Origin of the sequence: Halorhodospira sp. 9628 (genome assembly GCF_022228075.1) — a bacterium.
GTDB classification, from domain to species: Bacteria; Pseudomonadota; Gammaproteobacteria; order Nitrococcales; family Halorhodospiraceae; genus Halorhodospira; species Halorhodospira halophila_A.
In genome coordinates, this window is record NZ_JAJNRF010000005.1 from 1 (window position 1) to 12510 (window position 12510).

Genomic DNA, 12510 nt, shown 5'->3' on the forward strand with positions numbered 1-12510 from the left:
GGGGCCCCCCCCCCCCCCCGCCCCCCCCCCCCGGGCCCCCCCGGGCGGCCCCCCGCCCCCTTACTCCTCGCCCACCACCGCCTCGAGCAGCGCGGTCACCTCAGCAACGCCGGCGCGCTCCATCGCCCCGCCGTGGACCTCGCTGCGGGGCGGCTCGCGCAGGCCGGCCTCCGAGAAAACGGTCAGCTCCACCTCGGTATCTCCGGCCAGGAAGCGGAACATCGGCTGGATGGACCACCCGTCGCGGCCGAAGCGCAGGCGCCGCTCATCGGACTCGAAGGGGATGCGCCGGTCCATCAGGAACATCAGAACCGTCTCGGGGGTATCGGCGAAGACGTGCAGCTGCACCGGCGACTCGGCGTCGGCGGTTCCGGCGAGCACCGGCCCCACCAGCCGCGGGCGGAAGTCGGCGAAGAAATCCATCGCCTCCAGGGCACGCCGGCGCAGATGGCGCAGCGCGGCCTCGTGCTCCTCGCCACCGAAGACGGCGTGGTACTCCAGCAGCGCCTCCTGGATCTCCTGATTACCGGGGAGGTTACGGGTGTCGCTGGCGCCCAGGCGCTCCGCCGCTTTGCGCTTGGCGGCGTAGTAATCACGTACGCCGTCCTCGGCCATCAGCCGCGCTGCCTCGCGTATCAGGCTCAGCCGCATGCGCTGATCGCGCTGGTGGTTGGCACTTCTGCGTCCCATGGCTTCCCCCCTGCTCCGGCCGTCTGCTGGTGCCATCCGCCTAGAAGAGCTGCCGCTCCGAATGCTCGCCGTCGCGTTGCCGGCGATCGCGGTCCTCGCGGACCGGAACGGTCTCCTCGCGGAAGGTCTCGAAAATTGCCTCTGGGTTCTCGGAGCTCGTCGCGCGCCCGGACTCCGGATCGATGCGCACCGTGACCAGACCGTCCGGGCGCGGAACGGAGCGCTCCTCGACCCCGTCGAGGGCTACCGACATGAACCGCGCCCAGATCGGCAGCGCGGCCGTGGCGCCGGTCTCGCCCCGGCCCAGGCTGCGCTGGTCGTCGAAGCCGATCCACGCCGTGGCCACTAGGTCCTGGTTGTAGCCCACGAACCAGGCATCGCGCAGGTCGTTGGTGGTGCCGGTCTTGCCGGCCAGATCCTCGCGGTCGAGCACCCGCCGGGCCCCTCGGCCGGTACCGCGCTCCACCACATCGGAGAGCATGTCGCTGATCAGCCATGCGTTGTCTTCGGGCAGGACACGCTCGGCCTGCGGCGGCAAATCGAACAGGCCGATGCGTTCGCCCGGGACCGAGGCCATGGGCAGGTCGTCGCGACACAGCTCGCACGCCTCCGGGAAATCCGGCCGGAAGACCACCTCGCCGGCGCCGTCCTCGACGCGCTCGATGACATTGGGGATGACGCGGTACCCGCCGTTGGCAAAGGCCGCAAAGGCACTGGAGATCTGCAGCGGGGTGGCGCTGTTGCTGCCCAGGGCCAGGGAGAGATCCCGCGGCAGGCTCTCCGCCGGGAAGCCGATGCGGGCGGCGTGAGCGATGGTCGGGTCGATGCCGACGTCGCGCAGCACCCGGATCGAGACCAGGTTGCGGGAGAAGACCAGCGCCTCGCGCAGCCGGGTGGGGCCGTAGAAACGGCCCGAGTAGTTGCCCGGCCGCCAGTAGCTCTCTAGGGCATCGTCCCGGAAGACCACCGGCGCATCGTTGACCAGGGTGGCCGGCGTGTAGCCGTTCTCGAGGGCCGCCGAGTAGATGAACGGCTTGAACACCGAACCGGTCTGCCGCCGCGCCTGCACCGCCCGGTTGAAGGAACTGAGCCGGAAGTCGAAGCCGCCGGCAAGCGCCCGCACCCGGCCATCCATCGGGTCCTGGGCCACCAGCGCGCCGGAGACATCGGGGACGGCGCTGAGGGCACCGCGCCCCTCGCCCCGCGGCGCGACACGCACGATATCGCCGACCTCCACCACGTCGCCCGCCTCCTCCGGGGCGGGACCGCGCCGGTTGGCATCCCGGTAGGGGCGCGCCCACTCCATGGTCTCGAAGTCGACCTGTAGCACGCGCCCGCCACGCGGCCAGACCCACGCCGCCTCGGGCTCCACGGCGAGCACCACGGCCGCCTGCAGGCCTCCGAAGGGCGGGTGGGCGGTCAGTGCCTCCTCCATGGCCGCCGGATCGCCAACCAGCTCCGCTTCAACGCTGCCCTCCGGCCCCCGGTAGCCGTGGCGCCGGTCGTAATCGCGGAGGCCGCTGCGCAGGGCCCGGTTGGCGGCGTCCTGACGGTCCTTCTCGATGGTGGTGTAGACCGTGTAGCCACCGGTGTAGGCCTCCTCGGGCCCGTAGCGCTCGGTCATGGTCCGGCGCACCATCTCACCGACGTAGCGAGCGTCCACGCGGCTGCGCGGGGCGTGCAAATCGGCGGTGATCGGCGCAGCCATGGCCTCCTGATAGCGCTCCGGGCTGATGAAGCCCTCGTTGAGCATCCGGCCGAGAACGTAGGCACGCCTCTGGAGCGCCCGCTGCGGATTGCGGATGGGGTTGGCTACCGAGGGCGCCTTCGGCAGGCCGGCGATCATCGCCATCTGGGCCAGATCGAGCTCGTCGGGGTCCTTGCCGTAGTAGACCTGCGCGGCCGCCGCCACGCCGTAGGCGCGATGGCCCAGGTAGATCTTGTTGAGGTAGAGCTCGAGGATCTCCTCCTTGGACAGCGTCCGCTCGATCTGCAGCGCCAGGAGGATCTCGTTGACCTTGCGCAGGATGGTCACCTCGCGCGAAAGGAAGAAGTTCCGCGCGAGCTGCATGGTGATGGTGGAACCACCGGGCCCGAAGGAACGCTCGCGGACCACGTGGCCGACCGCACGCGCAAGGCCCTGGTAATCCACCCCGGGGTGTTCGTAGAAGCGGTCGTCCTCGGCGGCGATGAACGCCAGCAGCAGATCGGTGGGGAGATCGTCGATATCCTCCGGCTGGCGCCGCTGCTCGCCGTACTCGGCGATGAGCTCACCCTCGACGCTGACGACACGCAGCGGCTGCTGGAAGCGCACGTCGCGCAGCGACTCGGCATCCGGCAGCTGCGGGGCGAGCACGAACACGGCGTAGGCCACGGCCGCCGCGGCCAGGACAGCGCCGACACCGACCAGGGCGACGGTGGTGTAGAGAAGGGTACGCAGGAATCGCTTCATGGGGACGGGGCGCAGGCGCCTTGGCAAACTCTGTAGGCAGTATACTGACCACCTCTTGAACGGGCGAGTTCCCGCCTTATAGTGGGGGGACGCTCTTCGCCGCGCACCAGGGACCGGTGGCGGCGGCTCGGGAACCAGCGTCTCAGGGAGGAGACGGGATGCCCCTGCCCAGCACCGCGACGCTCGGCGTCGCCGTGGCCGGACGAACCGTGCACGTCTGCCTGCGGCGCCGTAGCCACTACGCCTACACCGCGGAACCCGTCCGTGGCACGGGCGCAGAGGGCCGACGGGAGGCGTTGCGCGCGGCCTGCCGCCGGCTCGACGCTGGCCGGCCGCGGGTCGCGATGGCCGTGCCCGAGAGCCGCGTGCAGCGCCATCGGCTCCGCCTGCCCGACGGGCTGCGCCGCTCCGAGCACCGCGCCGTGCTGCGCCTGCACGTCCGCCGCGCCCTGCCTGCACCGGCCTCCGCCTGGCGTTACTGCCTCGGCGACGAGCGCCGGCGGCCGCGCCTGCTCGCCGCTCGACACACCGACCTGAACGCCGCCCGCGCGCTGCTGTACGAGTCTGGCCTGCGGCCGGTGGCGCTGCTCACCAGCCGCGATGCCCTGGCCCGGGCAACCGGGACGCCACCGGCCCCGTTGCCAGACACCCCGGCAGCCCGACTGACCCGGGCCCTGGCCGAGGTGGCCCGCTGCCCGGGGCCGGACAACCTGCTCCACGCGCGGGACCCGAACGCCCGCGACAACGGGCACGCCCTGCGCACCGCCGCCGGCGCTGCGCTGGCCGCCGGCCTGGCGGGGGTGGCGGCCCACGCCCACTGGGGCAGTACGCTCGTCCCCGGAGCCGGCGACCACGCCGACACCGACGTGGAGCCGCCCGCCGCCGACCACGGGCGGGATCCGCAGCCGCCGGAGGAACGAGAGGGCCCTGCCGCGGATCCGGCCCCGCCCGATCCACCCCCCGACCCCGCAGACGCACGCCGGCGCGCGGCCCCCGGGTGGCTCGACACGCTGGCCGGCGCACTGCCCGAGCGCGCCCGCCTGACGGCTGTCGAGCTCGGCAACACGCTGCGCGTCGACGCCCTGGCCGCCGCCCCCGAGTGCGCCGAACGCTACCTGGCGGCGCTGCAGGAGGCGGGCTTCGAGGACATCGAGCTGGAGCAGATGCGCCGCACCGACAACGGCCGGCGCTCGCTCTCCCTGCGCGCCGAGCCGCGGCCTCCGGACCCGGCCCCCGACGCGGCGCCCGGGACACCCCTGCGCGAGCAACTCGGCGCACTGAGCCGGAGCCTGGAGGCACGGGATCTGATCCTCGAGGACCTGCGACGGGACCCAGCGGGCGGTGACGGTCGGGTCGTCGCGCAGCTGCGTATCTCCGGCGATTACGCGGCGCTCCGCGACTGGCTCGCCGACGAGGCCGCGGCCCCGCGGCAGCGCGGCCTCGATCACCTGCGTCTGCGCGCCGCCGAACCACCACGGCTCGAGGCCGAGGTGACCCTGGTCCTGCACCCGCCGAAGGACGAGCCATGAGACGCCGACTGCTCCCCGCGGTCACGGCCGTGCTGCTGGCTGCCCCCACCGGCACGCACGCCGGGCCGCCCGACCCGTTCCACGGCCCGCTCGACGGGGACGGCGACACCGGCGCCGAGGCCTCCCTGCGCACTCTGCCCCTGGTTCACGCCGACGCCGGAAAGCTGGCCGAGCTGTTGCGCGAGGAGACCGGTGTGCTCTCCCAGTCCGGCCATGCCAGCGTCGACGAGCGCACCAACACACTGATCCTGCACGATACCCCGGAGCACCTCGACGAGGCCGAGCGGCTCATCGACAAACTGGACCGGGCCAACCGCCAGGTGATGATCGAGGCGCGCATCGTCCTTGCCTCGGGCGAGTACGCGCGGGAACTCGGCAGCCGCCTGGGCCTTTCGAGCCAACGCGGCGACGGCCACTTCGCCTTCGACACCCTACCCGGCAGTGAGGGAGCCGCCCTGGGCGACGGGCTACTCGCCGACCTGCCGCCGGTGGGCGAAGGCGCGCGCCTGAGCGTCTCCGTAGGCGAGGTGGGCGAGCGCCTGCTGCAGCTTGAACTCTCGGCGATGGAGGCCGAGGGCCACGGGCGCGTGGTCTCGAGCCCGCGGGTCCTGACCACCGAAAGGCAGACGGCGCGCATCGAGCAGGGCGTCCAGATCCCCTACCAGGAGACGGCCGAATCCGGCGCCACCGCGGTCGCTTTCGAGGACGCCTCCCTGTCGCTGACCGCCACTCCGCAGGTGACCGACGGGGATGCGGTGAACCTCGCCCTGCGCGTGACCAAGGACGCCGTCGGGCAGATCTACGAGGGCGTGCCGAGCATCGACACCCAGGCCGTCGCCACCCGCCTGCGCGTGCAGGCCGGCGAGACCATCGTCCTCGGCGGCGTGCGTGAGCACGAGCAGCGCGAGCGGCGTCAAGCGGTGCCGTGGCTCGGCGACCTGCCACTGGTCGGCTGGCTGTTCCGCCAGCGCCGATCGGAGCAGAGCCACCACGAGCTGCTGGTCTTCGTGACGCCGCGCCTGGTCGAGGAGGGGGCGCCACCGGGGGCGGCCGTTGACGAAACCGGCCCCCGCCCCCACATTGACCGCCCCAGCCGAGCAATCGAGGACGACCGGTGAGCCTGCACGCCACCCCGCCACGCCCCTGCGCCGTCACCGAGAGCGCCAGCCGCGGTCGCCAGTATGCGGAACCCCACCCCGGGCACCGCAGCGAGTTCCAGCGCGATCGCGACCGCATCATCCACTGCGGCGCTTTCCGGCGCCTGGAGTACAAGACGCAGGTCTTCGTCAACCACGTCGGCGATCTCTACCGCACCCGGCTGACCCACACCCTGGAGGTAGGCCAGATCGCCCGCACCAGCGCCCAAGCCCTCGGCCTGAACATCGACCTGGTCGAGGCCATCGCCCTCGCCCACGACCTGGGTCACACCCCGTTCGGCCACGCCGGCCAGGACGCCCTGGCCGAGCGCATGGAGGGGCTCGGCGGCTTCGAGCACAACATCCAGTCCCTGCGCGTGGTCGACGACCTGGAGAAGCGCTATGCAAAGTTCGACGGGCTCAACCTGACCTTCGAGACCCGTGAGGGCCTGCTCAAGCGCTGCCCGGTGGAGCGCGCCCGACAGCTCGGCCCGGTGGCCGAGCGCTTCCTCGACGGCGGCCAGCCAACGCTGGAGGCGCAGCTGGTCAACGTCTGCGACGGCGTCGCCTACAACAGCCACGACGTGGACGACGGCTTGCGCTCGGGGCTGATCAGCGTCGCCGAGTGCCGCGAGACAACCCTGCTCGGCCCGCTGTTCGCTGAGGTCGAGGCGGCCTACCCCAATCTGGATGAGCGACGCACCATCTACGAGGTGGTCCGGCGCATGATCAACGTCCAGGTCGAGGATCTCATCCGCGAGTCCGCGGCACGCATCGAGGCCGCCGATCCCGCCGACGTCGAAGCGGTACGCCGGCACCCGGGGCCGCTGATCGGCTTCAGCGCGGACATGGCCCGGCGGCACCAGGACCTGAAGGACTTCCTGTTCCGCCGCCTCTACCGCCACTTCCGCGTGGCGCGCATGGTGCGCAAGAGCCAGGTGGTGGTGCAGGGGCTGTTCGACGTCTTCCTCGACGACCCGCAGCTGATGCCGGATCAGCCCCGCGATGCGGCCCACGCCGGCGAGGCCCGCCACGGCATGCCAGGGCGGGCACGGGCCGTGGCCGACTACATCGCCGGGATGACCGACCGGTTCGCCATCGAGGAGTACCGCCGGCTGTTCCGCCCCGAGGAGCTGACCTAGGCTGCGGCGGGCTCAGCCCGCCCGGACCGCCTCGGCCAGTGTGGCCGTCAGCGCCTCGGCGGCGAACTCGCTGGTCACCACGGCGTCGCCAACGCCGCGCAGGAGCACCAGGCGCAGCCGACCAGCGCGATTCTTCTTGTCCACGCTCATCAGCTCGCGGAAGCGCTCCTCGGAGATCGCCGGCGGCTGCGTGGGCAGTCCAAAGGCCTCGAGCAGGGCGGTGGTGCGCTCCAGCCCGTCGCGCGACAGCCAGCCCAGGCGCACCGACATGCGTGCCGCCATGACCATCCCCACCGCCACGGCCTCGCCGTGGAGCCAGGTGCTGTAGTCGGTCTCTGTCTCGATGGCGTGGCCGAAGGTGTGGCCCAGGTTGAGCAGGGCGCGCTCACCGGCCTCGCGCTCGTCGGCAGCAACCACCTCAGCCTTATTGCGGCAGGACTCGGCCACGGCGTGAGCCAGGGCCTCGGGATCGCGCCGGCGCAGGGCATCGACACTGCCCTCGAGCCAGTCGAAGAAGGCGGGATCGCGGATCAGGCCGTACTTGACCACCTCGGCCAGACCGGCGTTGTACTCGCGCTCCGGGAGCGTGGCGAGAACGCCGGTATCGGCGATCACCGCGCGGGGCTGGTGGAAGGCGCCAATCATGTTCTTGCCGCGCGGGTGGTTGACGCCGGTCTTGCCTCCCACCGAGGAGTCGACCTGAGCCAGCAGGGTGGTGGGCACCTGGATGTAGCCCACGCCGCGCTGATAGGTGGCGGCGCAGAAGCCGGCCAGATCGCCGATGACCCCGCCGCCCAGGGCGACCACCGTGGCCGAGCGGTCGAAGCGGCCCTCGATCAGGGCGTCGAAGACCTGCTCACAGGTCTGCAGGGTCTTGTAGCGCTCACCATCGCGCAGGGTGACCGACTGCACCTCGACCCCCGGCGCGGCCAGGCGCCCGGCGTACAGCGGGGCTACGGTCTCGTTGCTGACCAGCAGCGCCCGATCCGCCTCCAGGTGCCCGGTGAGCAGCCCCTCCTCCAGGACCCCGTCACCGATATAGATCGGGTAGCTGCGTTCCCCGAGCTCGACCCATTGTGTCCGCATGACCGCTCCTGCTGCCTGTCTGCTCTCGTTCGTCGGTGCCGACGCTCAGGAGGCCTGCCCCTGCAACGCCTCGATGATCCGCCGCGCCACGCTCCGCGCCCTGCCACCGGTCGTCTCCACCACCACGTCGGCCACTTCCCGGTAGAGGGGGTCACGCTCGGCGAGCAGGGCCTGCAGCCGCGCCTCGGGGTCGTCGCTCTGGAGCAGCGGCCGGTTGGTGTCGTGGCGGGTGCGCTGCAGCTGCACCGAGACCGGGGTGTACAGGTAGACCACCACGCCGCGCGCGCCGAGCAGGTCGCGGTTGGCCGGCGTGGTAACCGCGCCGCCGCCGGTGGCCACGACCACTCCGTCCCGGCGGGTCAGTTCGTCGATCACCGTCGCCTCGCGCGCGCGGAAACCGGCCTCGCCCTCGAGGTCGAAGATCCACGGGATGCTCACCCCGGTGCGCGCCTCGATGGCGGCATCGCTGTCGATGAACTCTAGACCCAGCAGGGTGGCCAGCTCGCGCCCCACGGTGCTCTTGCCGGCACCCATGGGGCCAACGAGAAAGACCCGCGACGGTATTCTCCAGTGTGCCATGACGGCACTTTACCACCACCGGTGTGGGCCTCGGTATGGCAGAGTAGGCGGCCATGGACCCGCAACAGACGCGCCAAGGCCCCCAGTACATCCTCTACGATGCTGACCGCTTACCGGCGCCGGACGCCGCGCTCTTCGAACCGGAGGCCCTGGCGCGCGCCGGTCGGCTCAGCGGACGCCCCGGCGGCGGTCGCGGCAGCGCCTGTTTCCTGGAGGTCGGCGGGATCCCGGCCGTGCTGCGGCCCTATCGCCGGGGTGGGCTCCTCGGCCCGCTGCTCGGCGACTGCTATGCCCGGGGCCGGCTCCACGCATCGCGCCCCTGGCGCGAGTGGTGGCTGCTCGCCCGGCTCCACGACGAGGGCTTCCCCGTGCCCGCCCCGCTGGCCGCCCGTGTGCGCATGGCCGGACCGTGCTACCGCGCCGAGGTCCTGCTCGAGCGGCTGCCGGCGGCCACCCTCACCGAGACGCTGCGCCACGGACCACTGCCGGCCGAGCGCTGGTGCGCCATCGGCGCCTGCATCGGCCGACTGCACCGGCGCGGCCTGGATCACGCCGACCTCAACGCCCACAACATCCTGCTCACCACCGACGGCACCACCCACGTCATCGATCTGGACCGGGCCCGACTGCGCCCCCGCGCCGGCCGCTGGGCCGAGCGCAACCTCGCCCGACTGCAGCGCAGCCTGGCCAAGATCGCGCGCAACGACGCCGCCGTGGCGCCGGTGCCGGAAAGCCATCTGGCCGCCCTGCGTCAGGGCTGGCACAACGCGCTCGAGGAGTAAGCTCAGCGATGCCCCAAGACCCATCCACACCCCCCCGCTCGATCTGTCTGCTGCGCCTGTCGGCCATCGGCGACTGCAGCCATGTGGCCCCGGTGGTGCACACGCTCCGCGAACACTGGCCGGAGACCGCCATCACCTGGGTCGTCGGCAAGACGGAGTACCGCCTGGTCGGCGACCTGCCGGGGGTGGAGTTCATCGTCGTTGACAAGGGTGACGGGCTCTTTGGCGCCGTGCGCAAGCTGCGCGGGGAGCTGGCGGACCGGCATTTCGACGTGCTGTTACACATGCAGGCGTCGTGGCGGGCCAACCTGCTCTCGACGGCGATCCGGGCCGACACCCGAATCGGTTTCGATCGGCCGCGCGCCCGTAATGGCCAGCGGTGGTTCACCCACCGCCCCATCCCGGGGCCGGCGCGGGTCCACGTCCTGGACGGCTTCTTCCAGTTCCTGCAGGCAGCCGGGCTGGATGCACGCACCCTGCGCTGGGATCTGCCGGTACCCGCCGAGGCCGAGGCGGAGGTGGCCGGCCGGCTGCCCGCCCGCCCCTTCCTGGCGATCAGCCCGTGCAGCTCGATCCGTGCGCGCAACTTCCGCAACTGGTCGGCCACCCAATATGCGGCCGTGGCCGAGTACGCCTACCAGGAGTACGGCCTGGCGCTGGCGCTGACCGGCGGCCCCACCGCGCTGGAGCGGGAGTACGCCGATGCCATCGCCGCCGCCACCAGCGCGCCGGTGGCCGACCTGGTCGGCCGGACATCGCTGAAGGGGCTGCTGGCCGTCCTGCAGCAGGCCACTGTGTTCGTCGGCCCGGACTCCGGCCCGCTCCACCTGGCCAACGCCAGCGGGGTGCCGGTGGTGGGGCTCTACGCGACCTCGAACCCGCAGCGTACCGGCCCCTACCTGAACCTCGAATACGTCGCCAACCGCTACCCGGAGGCGCTCAAGGCCGAACTCGGCCGGCCGGTGGAATCGGTCCGCTGGGGGCGCCGGGTGCGCAACCCCGAGGCCATGGACTGGATCAGCGTGGCCGACGTGGTCGAACGGCTGGATGCGGCCCTGGCCGACCACGGCGTACCACGCCGGGGCAGCGCGGCGGACAGCTAGCCGCGGCCGCGGATGCGAGCGATCAGCTCCGTGGTCGACGCGCCGGCGAGCAGGGGCAAGACCTCCACGGCACCGCCGGCGGCGACCACGGCGTCGTGGCCGGCGATCTGCTCAGGCCGGTAGTCCCCGCCCTTGACCAGCAGATCCGGCAGCACGACCTCGATCAGCCGCGCCGGGGTGTCCTCGCTGAACGGCACCACCCAGTCCACCGCATCCAGGCCGGCGAGCACCGCCATGCGCTGCTCCAGCGGAGTGACCGGCCGCTCCGCCCCCTTGAGCCGCGCCACCGACGCGTCGTCGTTGACGGCCACCACCAGCCGCTCGCCCCGCCGGCGGGCCCGCTGCAGGTAGTCGACGTGGCCGGCGTGCAGCAGATCGAAGCAGCCGTTGGTCATCACAATGCGCTCTCCAGCCGCCCGGGCCTGCCGGATGGCGGCGAGCAGACCTGGCTCGTCGACCACACCGGCGCCCGCTGCTTGGCCGCCCGCGCCGCCCATCGCGGCCTCCAGCTCCGCCGGAGTGACCGTGGCCGTGCCCAGCTTGCCCACCACCACGCCGGCGGCCAGGTTGGCCAGGGCGGCGGCATCGGCGAGGTCCACCCCGGCACCCAGCGCGGCGGCCAGGGTCGCGATCACGGTATCGCCGGCGCCGGTGACATCGAAGACCTCCCGCGCCCGGGTCGGCAGGTGCACCGGAGCGCCCTCCCGCGGAGCCAGGGTCATCCCCGCCTCGCCCCGGGTGACCAACAGCGCCTCGAGCTCCAGCTCTGCCGCCACCATCGCCGCGCGCCGGGCGATCTCGTCGCCGTCCGCGCAGGGCCCAACCACCGCCTCGAATTCCGCCAGGTTGGGCGTGAGCAGAGTGGCGCCGCGGTAACGACGGTAATCCGCCCCCTTGGGATCGACCAGCACCGGCCGCCCAGCGCGGCGGGCGGCGTCGATCAACCCGGCCGGATCGGGCAGGGCCCCCTTGGCGTAATCCGAGAGCACCACCACCGCGGTGTCGGTCAGCACCGGCTCAAGCAGCGCCAGCATGGCGGCGCGGTCAAAGCCGGGGAAACCGCGCTCGAAGTCGAGACGGATCAGCTGCTGATGGCGGCTGATCACGCGCAACTTGGTGATGGTGTCGGCGCCGGGAATGCGGTGGAAGCGCTGGCCGACGCCGGCGGCCTCGAGCAACTGCGCCAACCGGTCGGCGGCCTCGTCGCTGCCGGTGGGGCCGATCACTTGCGCCGCGCCGCCGAGGGCGGCCACGTTGAGCGCCACGTTGGCCGCACCGCCCGGGCGCTCCTCGGCGTCATCGACCCGCACCACGGGCACCGGCGCTTCCGGCGAGATGCGCTGGGTGGCCCCGTGCCAGTAGCGGTCGAGCATCAGGTCGCCGGCGACGACGACCCGGACATCGCGGAAGCCGGGCAGCGGGAGATTCATGGGCGAGCGGGCATCCTGTCGAAGAACGGGTCGGGGATTATAGCCGCGGCGCCGGAGCCGACAGAAGCCGGCGCGACGAGGTGGCAGCCGTGGCGCGTGTCCGTATCATGGGGTCTCAGCCACCCTGACCGGAGGGCCCGCGGATGTTCCAGGCACCCGAGCCAACCGCCGAACTGACCCTGTCCACGCCGGCACTGCTCTTCCCCGCCATCTCGCTGCTCCTGCTCGCCTACACCAACCGCTTCATGGGGCTGGCCTCGCTGATCCGCGACCTGGAATCCAAGTACCGCTCCACCCACGACGTTTGCCTGCGCACCCAGATCGAGAACCTGCGCAAGCGCGTGCTGCTCATCCGCAACATGCAGGTCGCCGGAGTGGCCAGCCTGTTCTTCTGCGTCCTGTGCATGCTGGTCCTGTTCGCCGGATCGATGCTGCTAGGCAAGGTGCTCTTCACCATCAGTCTGATCCTGATGCTCGCCTCGCTGGGGCTGTCCCTGCGCGAGCTGCAGATCTCGGTGGGGGCCCTGCACGTGCAGCTGCGGGACCTGGAGAACCGTCACGACGAGGAAGGGCGTTGACCG

General features: G+C 72.1%; 11 protein-coding genes. 6 read left to right on the forward strand and 5 right to left on the reverse strand.

Going from position 1 to position 12510, the window contains the following annotated elements:
• Nucleotides 1–60: 60 nt before the first annotated feature.
• Nucleotides 61–690: a hypothetical protein gene (locus LRG10_RS06535; RefSeq protein WP_201173137.1), complete on the reverse strand. Its 630-nt coding sequence runs from the start codon at nt 688–690 to the stop codon at nt 61–63.
• A 40-nt stretch (nt 691–730) separates the two neighbouring features.
• Nucleotides 731–3142, reverse strand: a complete 2412-nt coding sequence (locus tag LRG10_RS06540; RefSeq protein WP_238634980.1) for a penicillin-binding protein 1A — start codon at nt 3140–3142, stop codon at nt 731–733.
• Between the two features lie 158 nt (nt 3143–3300).
• Between LRG10_RS06540 and LRG10_RS06545 the strand changes: the two genes are divergently transcribed.
• From LRG10_RS06545 to LRG10_RS06555, 3 genes are read left to right on the forward strand one after another with little or no spacing between them, the layout of a single operon-like run.
• Nucleotides 3301–4671, forward strand: a complete 1371-nt coding sequence (locus LRG10_RS06545; RefSeq protein ID WP_238634981.1) for a hypothetical protein — start codon at nt 3301–3303, stop codon at nt 4669–4671.
• Nucleotides 4668–5789, forward strand: a complete 1122-nt coding sequence (locus LRG10_RS06550; protein ID WP_238634982.1) for a secretin N-terminal domain-containing protein — start codon at nt 4668–4670, stop codon at nt 5787–5789. The genes LRG10_RS06545 and LRG10_RS06550 overlap by 4 nt, the downstream gene beginning before the upstream one ends.
• Nucleotides 5786–6949 carry a deoxyguanosinetriphosphate triphosphohydrolase gene (locus LRG10_RS06555; protein WP_201173146.1) on the forward strand — a complete coding sequence of 388 codons (1164 nt, stop codon included), beginning with the start codon at nt 5786–5788 and terminating at the stop codon, nt 6947–6949. Before LRG10_RS06550 ends, LRG10_RS06555 begins: the two co-directional genes overlap by 4 nt.
• A gap of 12 nt (nt 6950–6961) precedes the next feature.
• Here the strand turns inward: LRG10_RS06555 and aroB are convergent, their stop codons facing one another.
• Nucleotides 6962–8035 (reverse strand): 3-dehydroquinate synthase, encoded by a 1074-nt coding sequence (gene aroB, locus LRG10_RS06560; protein ID WP_238634983.1) that lies wholly within the window; start codon nt 8033–8035, stop codon nt 6962–6964.
• A gap of 45 nt (nt 8036–8080) precedes the next feature.
• Nucleotides 8081–8614 (reverse strand): shikimate kinase AroK, encoded by a 534-nt coding sequence (gene aroK / locus LRG10_RS06565; RefSeq protein WP_201173149.1) that lies wholly within the window; start codon nt 8612–8614, stop codon nt 8081–8083.
• Between the two features lie 53 nt (nt 8615–8667).
• Here aroK and LRG10_RS06570 point away from each other — a divergent pair, with 53 nt between their 5' ends.
• Nucleotides 8668–9396: a 3-deoxy-D-manno-octulosonic acid kinase gene (locus tag LRG10_RS06570; RefSeq protein WP_238634984.1), complete on the forward strand. Its 729-nt coding sequence runs from the start codon at nt 8668–8670 to the stop codon at nt 9394–9396.
• Nucleotides 9397–9404: 8 nt separating this feature from the next.
• Nucleotides 9405–10499 carry a glycosyltransferase family 9 protein gene (locus LRG10_RS06575; protein WP_238634985.1) on the forward strand — a complete coding sequence of 365 codons (1095 nt, stop codon included), beginning with the start codon at nt 9405–9407 and terminating at the stop codon, nt 10497–10499.
• On the opposite strand, the gene hldE is transcribed toward LRG10_RS06575, so the two are convergent.
• Nucleotides 10496–11929 carry a bifunctional D-glycero-beta-D-manno-heptose-7-phosphate kinase/D-glycero-beta-D-manno-heptose 1-phosphate adenylyltransferase HldE gene (gene hldE / locus LRG10_RS06580; protein ID WP_201173154.1) on the reverse strand — a complete coding sequence of 478 codons (1434 nt, stop codon included), beginning with the start codon at nt 11927–11929 and terminating at the stop codon, nt 10496–10498. The two genes, LRG10_RS06575 and hldE, sit on opposite strands and share 4 nt — an antisense overlap.
• 143 nt (nt 11930–12072) lie before the next feature.
• On the opposite strand from hldE, the gene LRG10_RS06585 reads away from it, so the two are divergent.
• Nucleotides 12073–12507, forward strand: coding sequence for a DUF2721 domain-containing protein (locus LRG10_RS06585; RefSeq protein WP_201173155.1), 435 nt, complete (start codon nt 12073–12075; stop codon nt 12505–12507).
• Nucleotides 12508–12510 lie beyond the last annotated feature (3 nt).

What these genes read in the sequence shown, in the direction of transcription:
- LRG10_RS06575 (WP_238634985.1), top strand. Translation starts at nt 9,405, where the DNA reads ATGCCCCAAGACCCATCCACACCCCCCCGCTCGATCTGTCTGCTGCGC.
- LRG10_RS06585 (WP_201173155.1), top strand. Translation starts at nt 12,073, where the DNA reads ATGTTCCAGGCACCCGAGCCAACCGCCGAACTGACCCTGTCCACGCCG.
- aroB (WP_238634983.1), bottom strand. Translation starts at nt 8,035, where the DNA reads ATGCGGACACAATGGGTCGAGCTCGGGGAACGCAGCTACCCGATCTAT.
- LRG10_RS06550 (WP_238634982.1), top strand. Translation starts at nt 4,668, where the DNA reads ATGAGACGCCGACTGCTCCCCGCGGTCACGGCCGTGCTGCTGGCTGCC.
- hldE (WP_201173154.1), bottom strand. Translation starts at nt 11,929, where the DNA reads ATGAATCTCCCGCTGCCCGGCTTCCGCGATGTCCGGGTCGTCGTCGCC.
- LRG10_RS06545 (WP_238634981.1), top strand. Translation starts at nt 3,301, where the DNA reads ATGCCCCTGCCCAGCACCGCGACGCTCGGCGTCGCCGTGGCCGGACGA.
- LRG10_RS06540 (WP_238634980.1), bottom strand. Translation starts at nt 3,142, where the DNA reads ATGAAGCGATTCCTGCGTACCCTTCTCTACACCACCGTCGCCCTGGTC.
- aroK (WP_201173149.1), bottom strand. Translation starts at nt 8,614, where the DNA reads ATGGCACACTGGAGAATACCGTCGCGGGTCTTTCTCGTTGGCCCCATG.
- LRG10_RS06535 (WP_201173137.1), bottom strand. Translation starts at nt 690, where the DNA reads ATGGGACGCAGAAGTGCCAACCACCAGCGCGATCAGCGCATGCGGCTG.
- LRG10_RS06570 (WP_238634984.1), top strand. Translation starts at nt 8,668, where the DNA reads ATGGACCCGCAACAGACGCGCCAAGGCCCCCAGTACATCCTCTACGAT.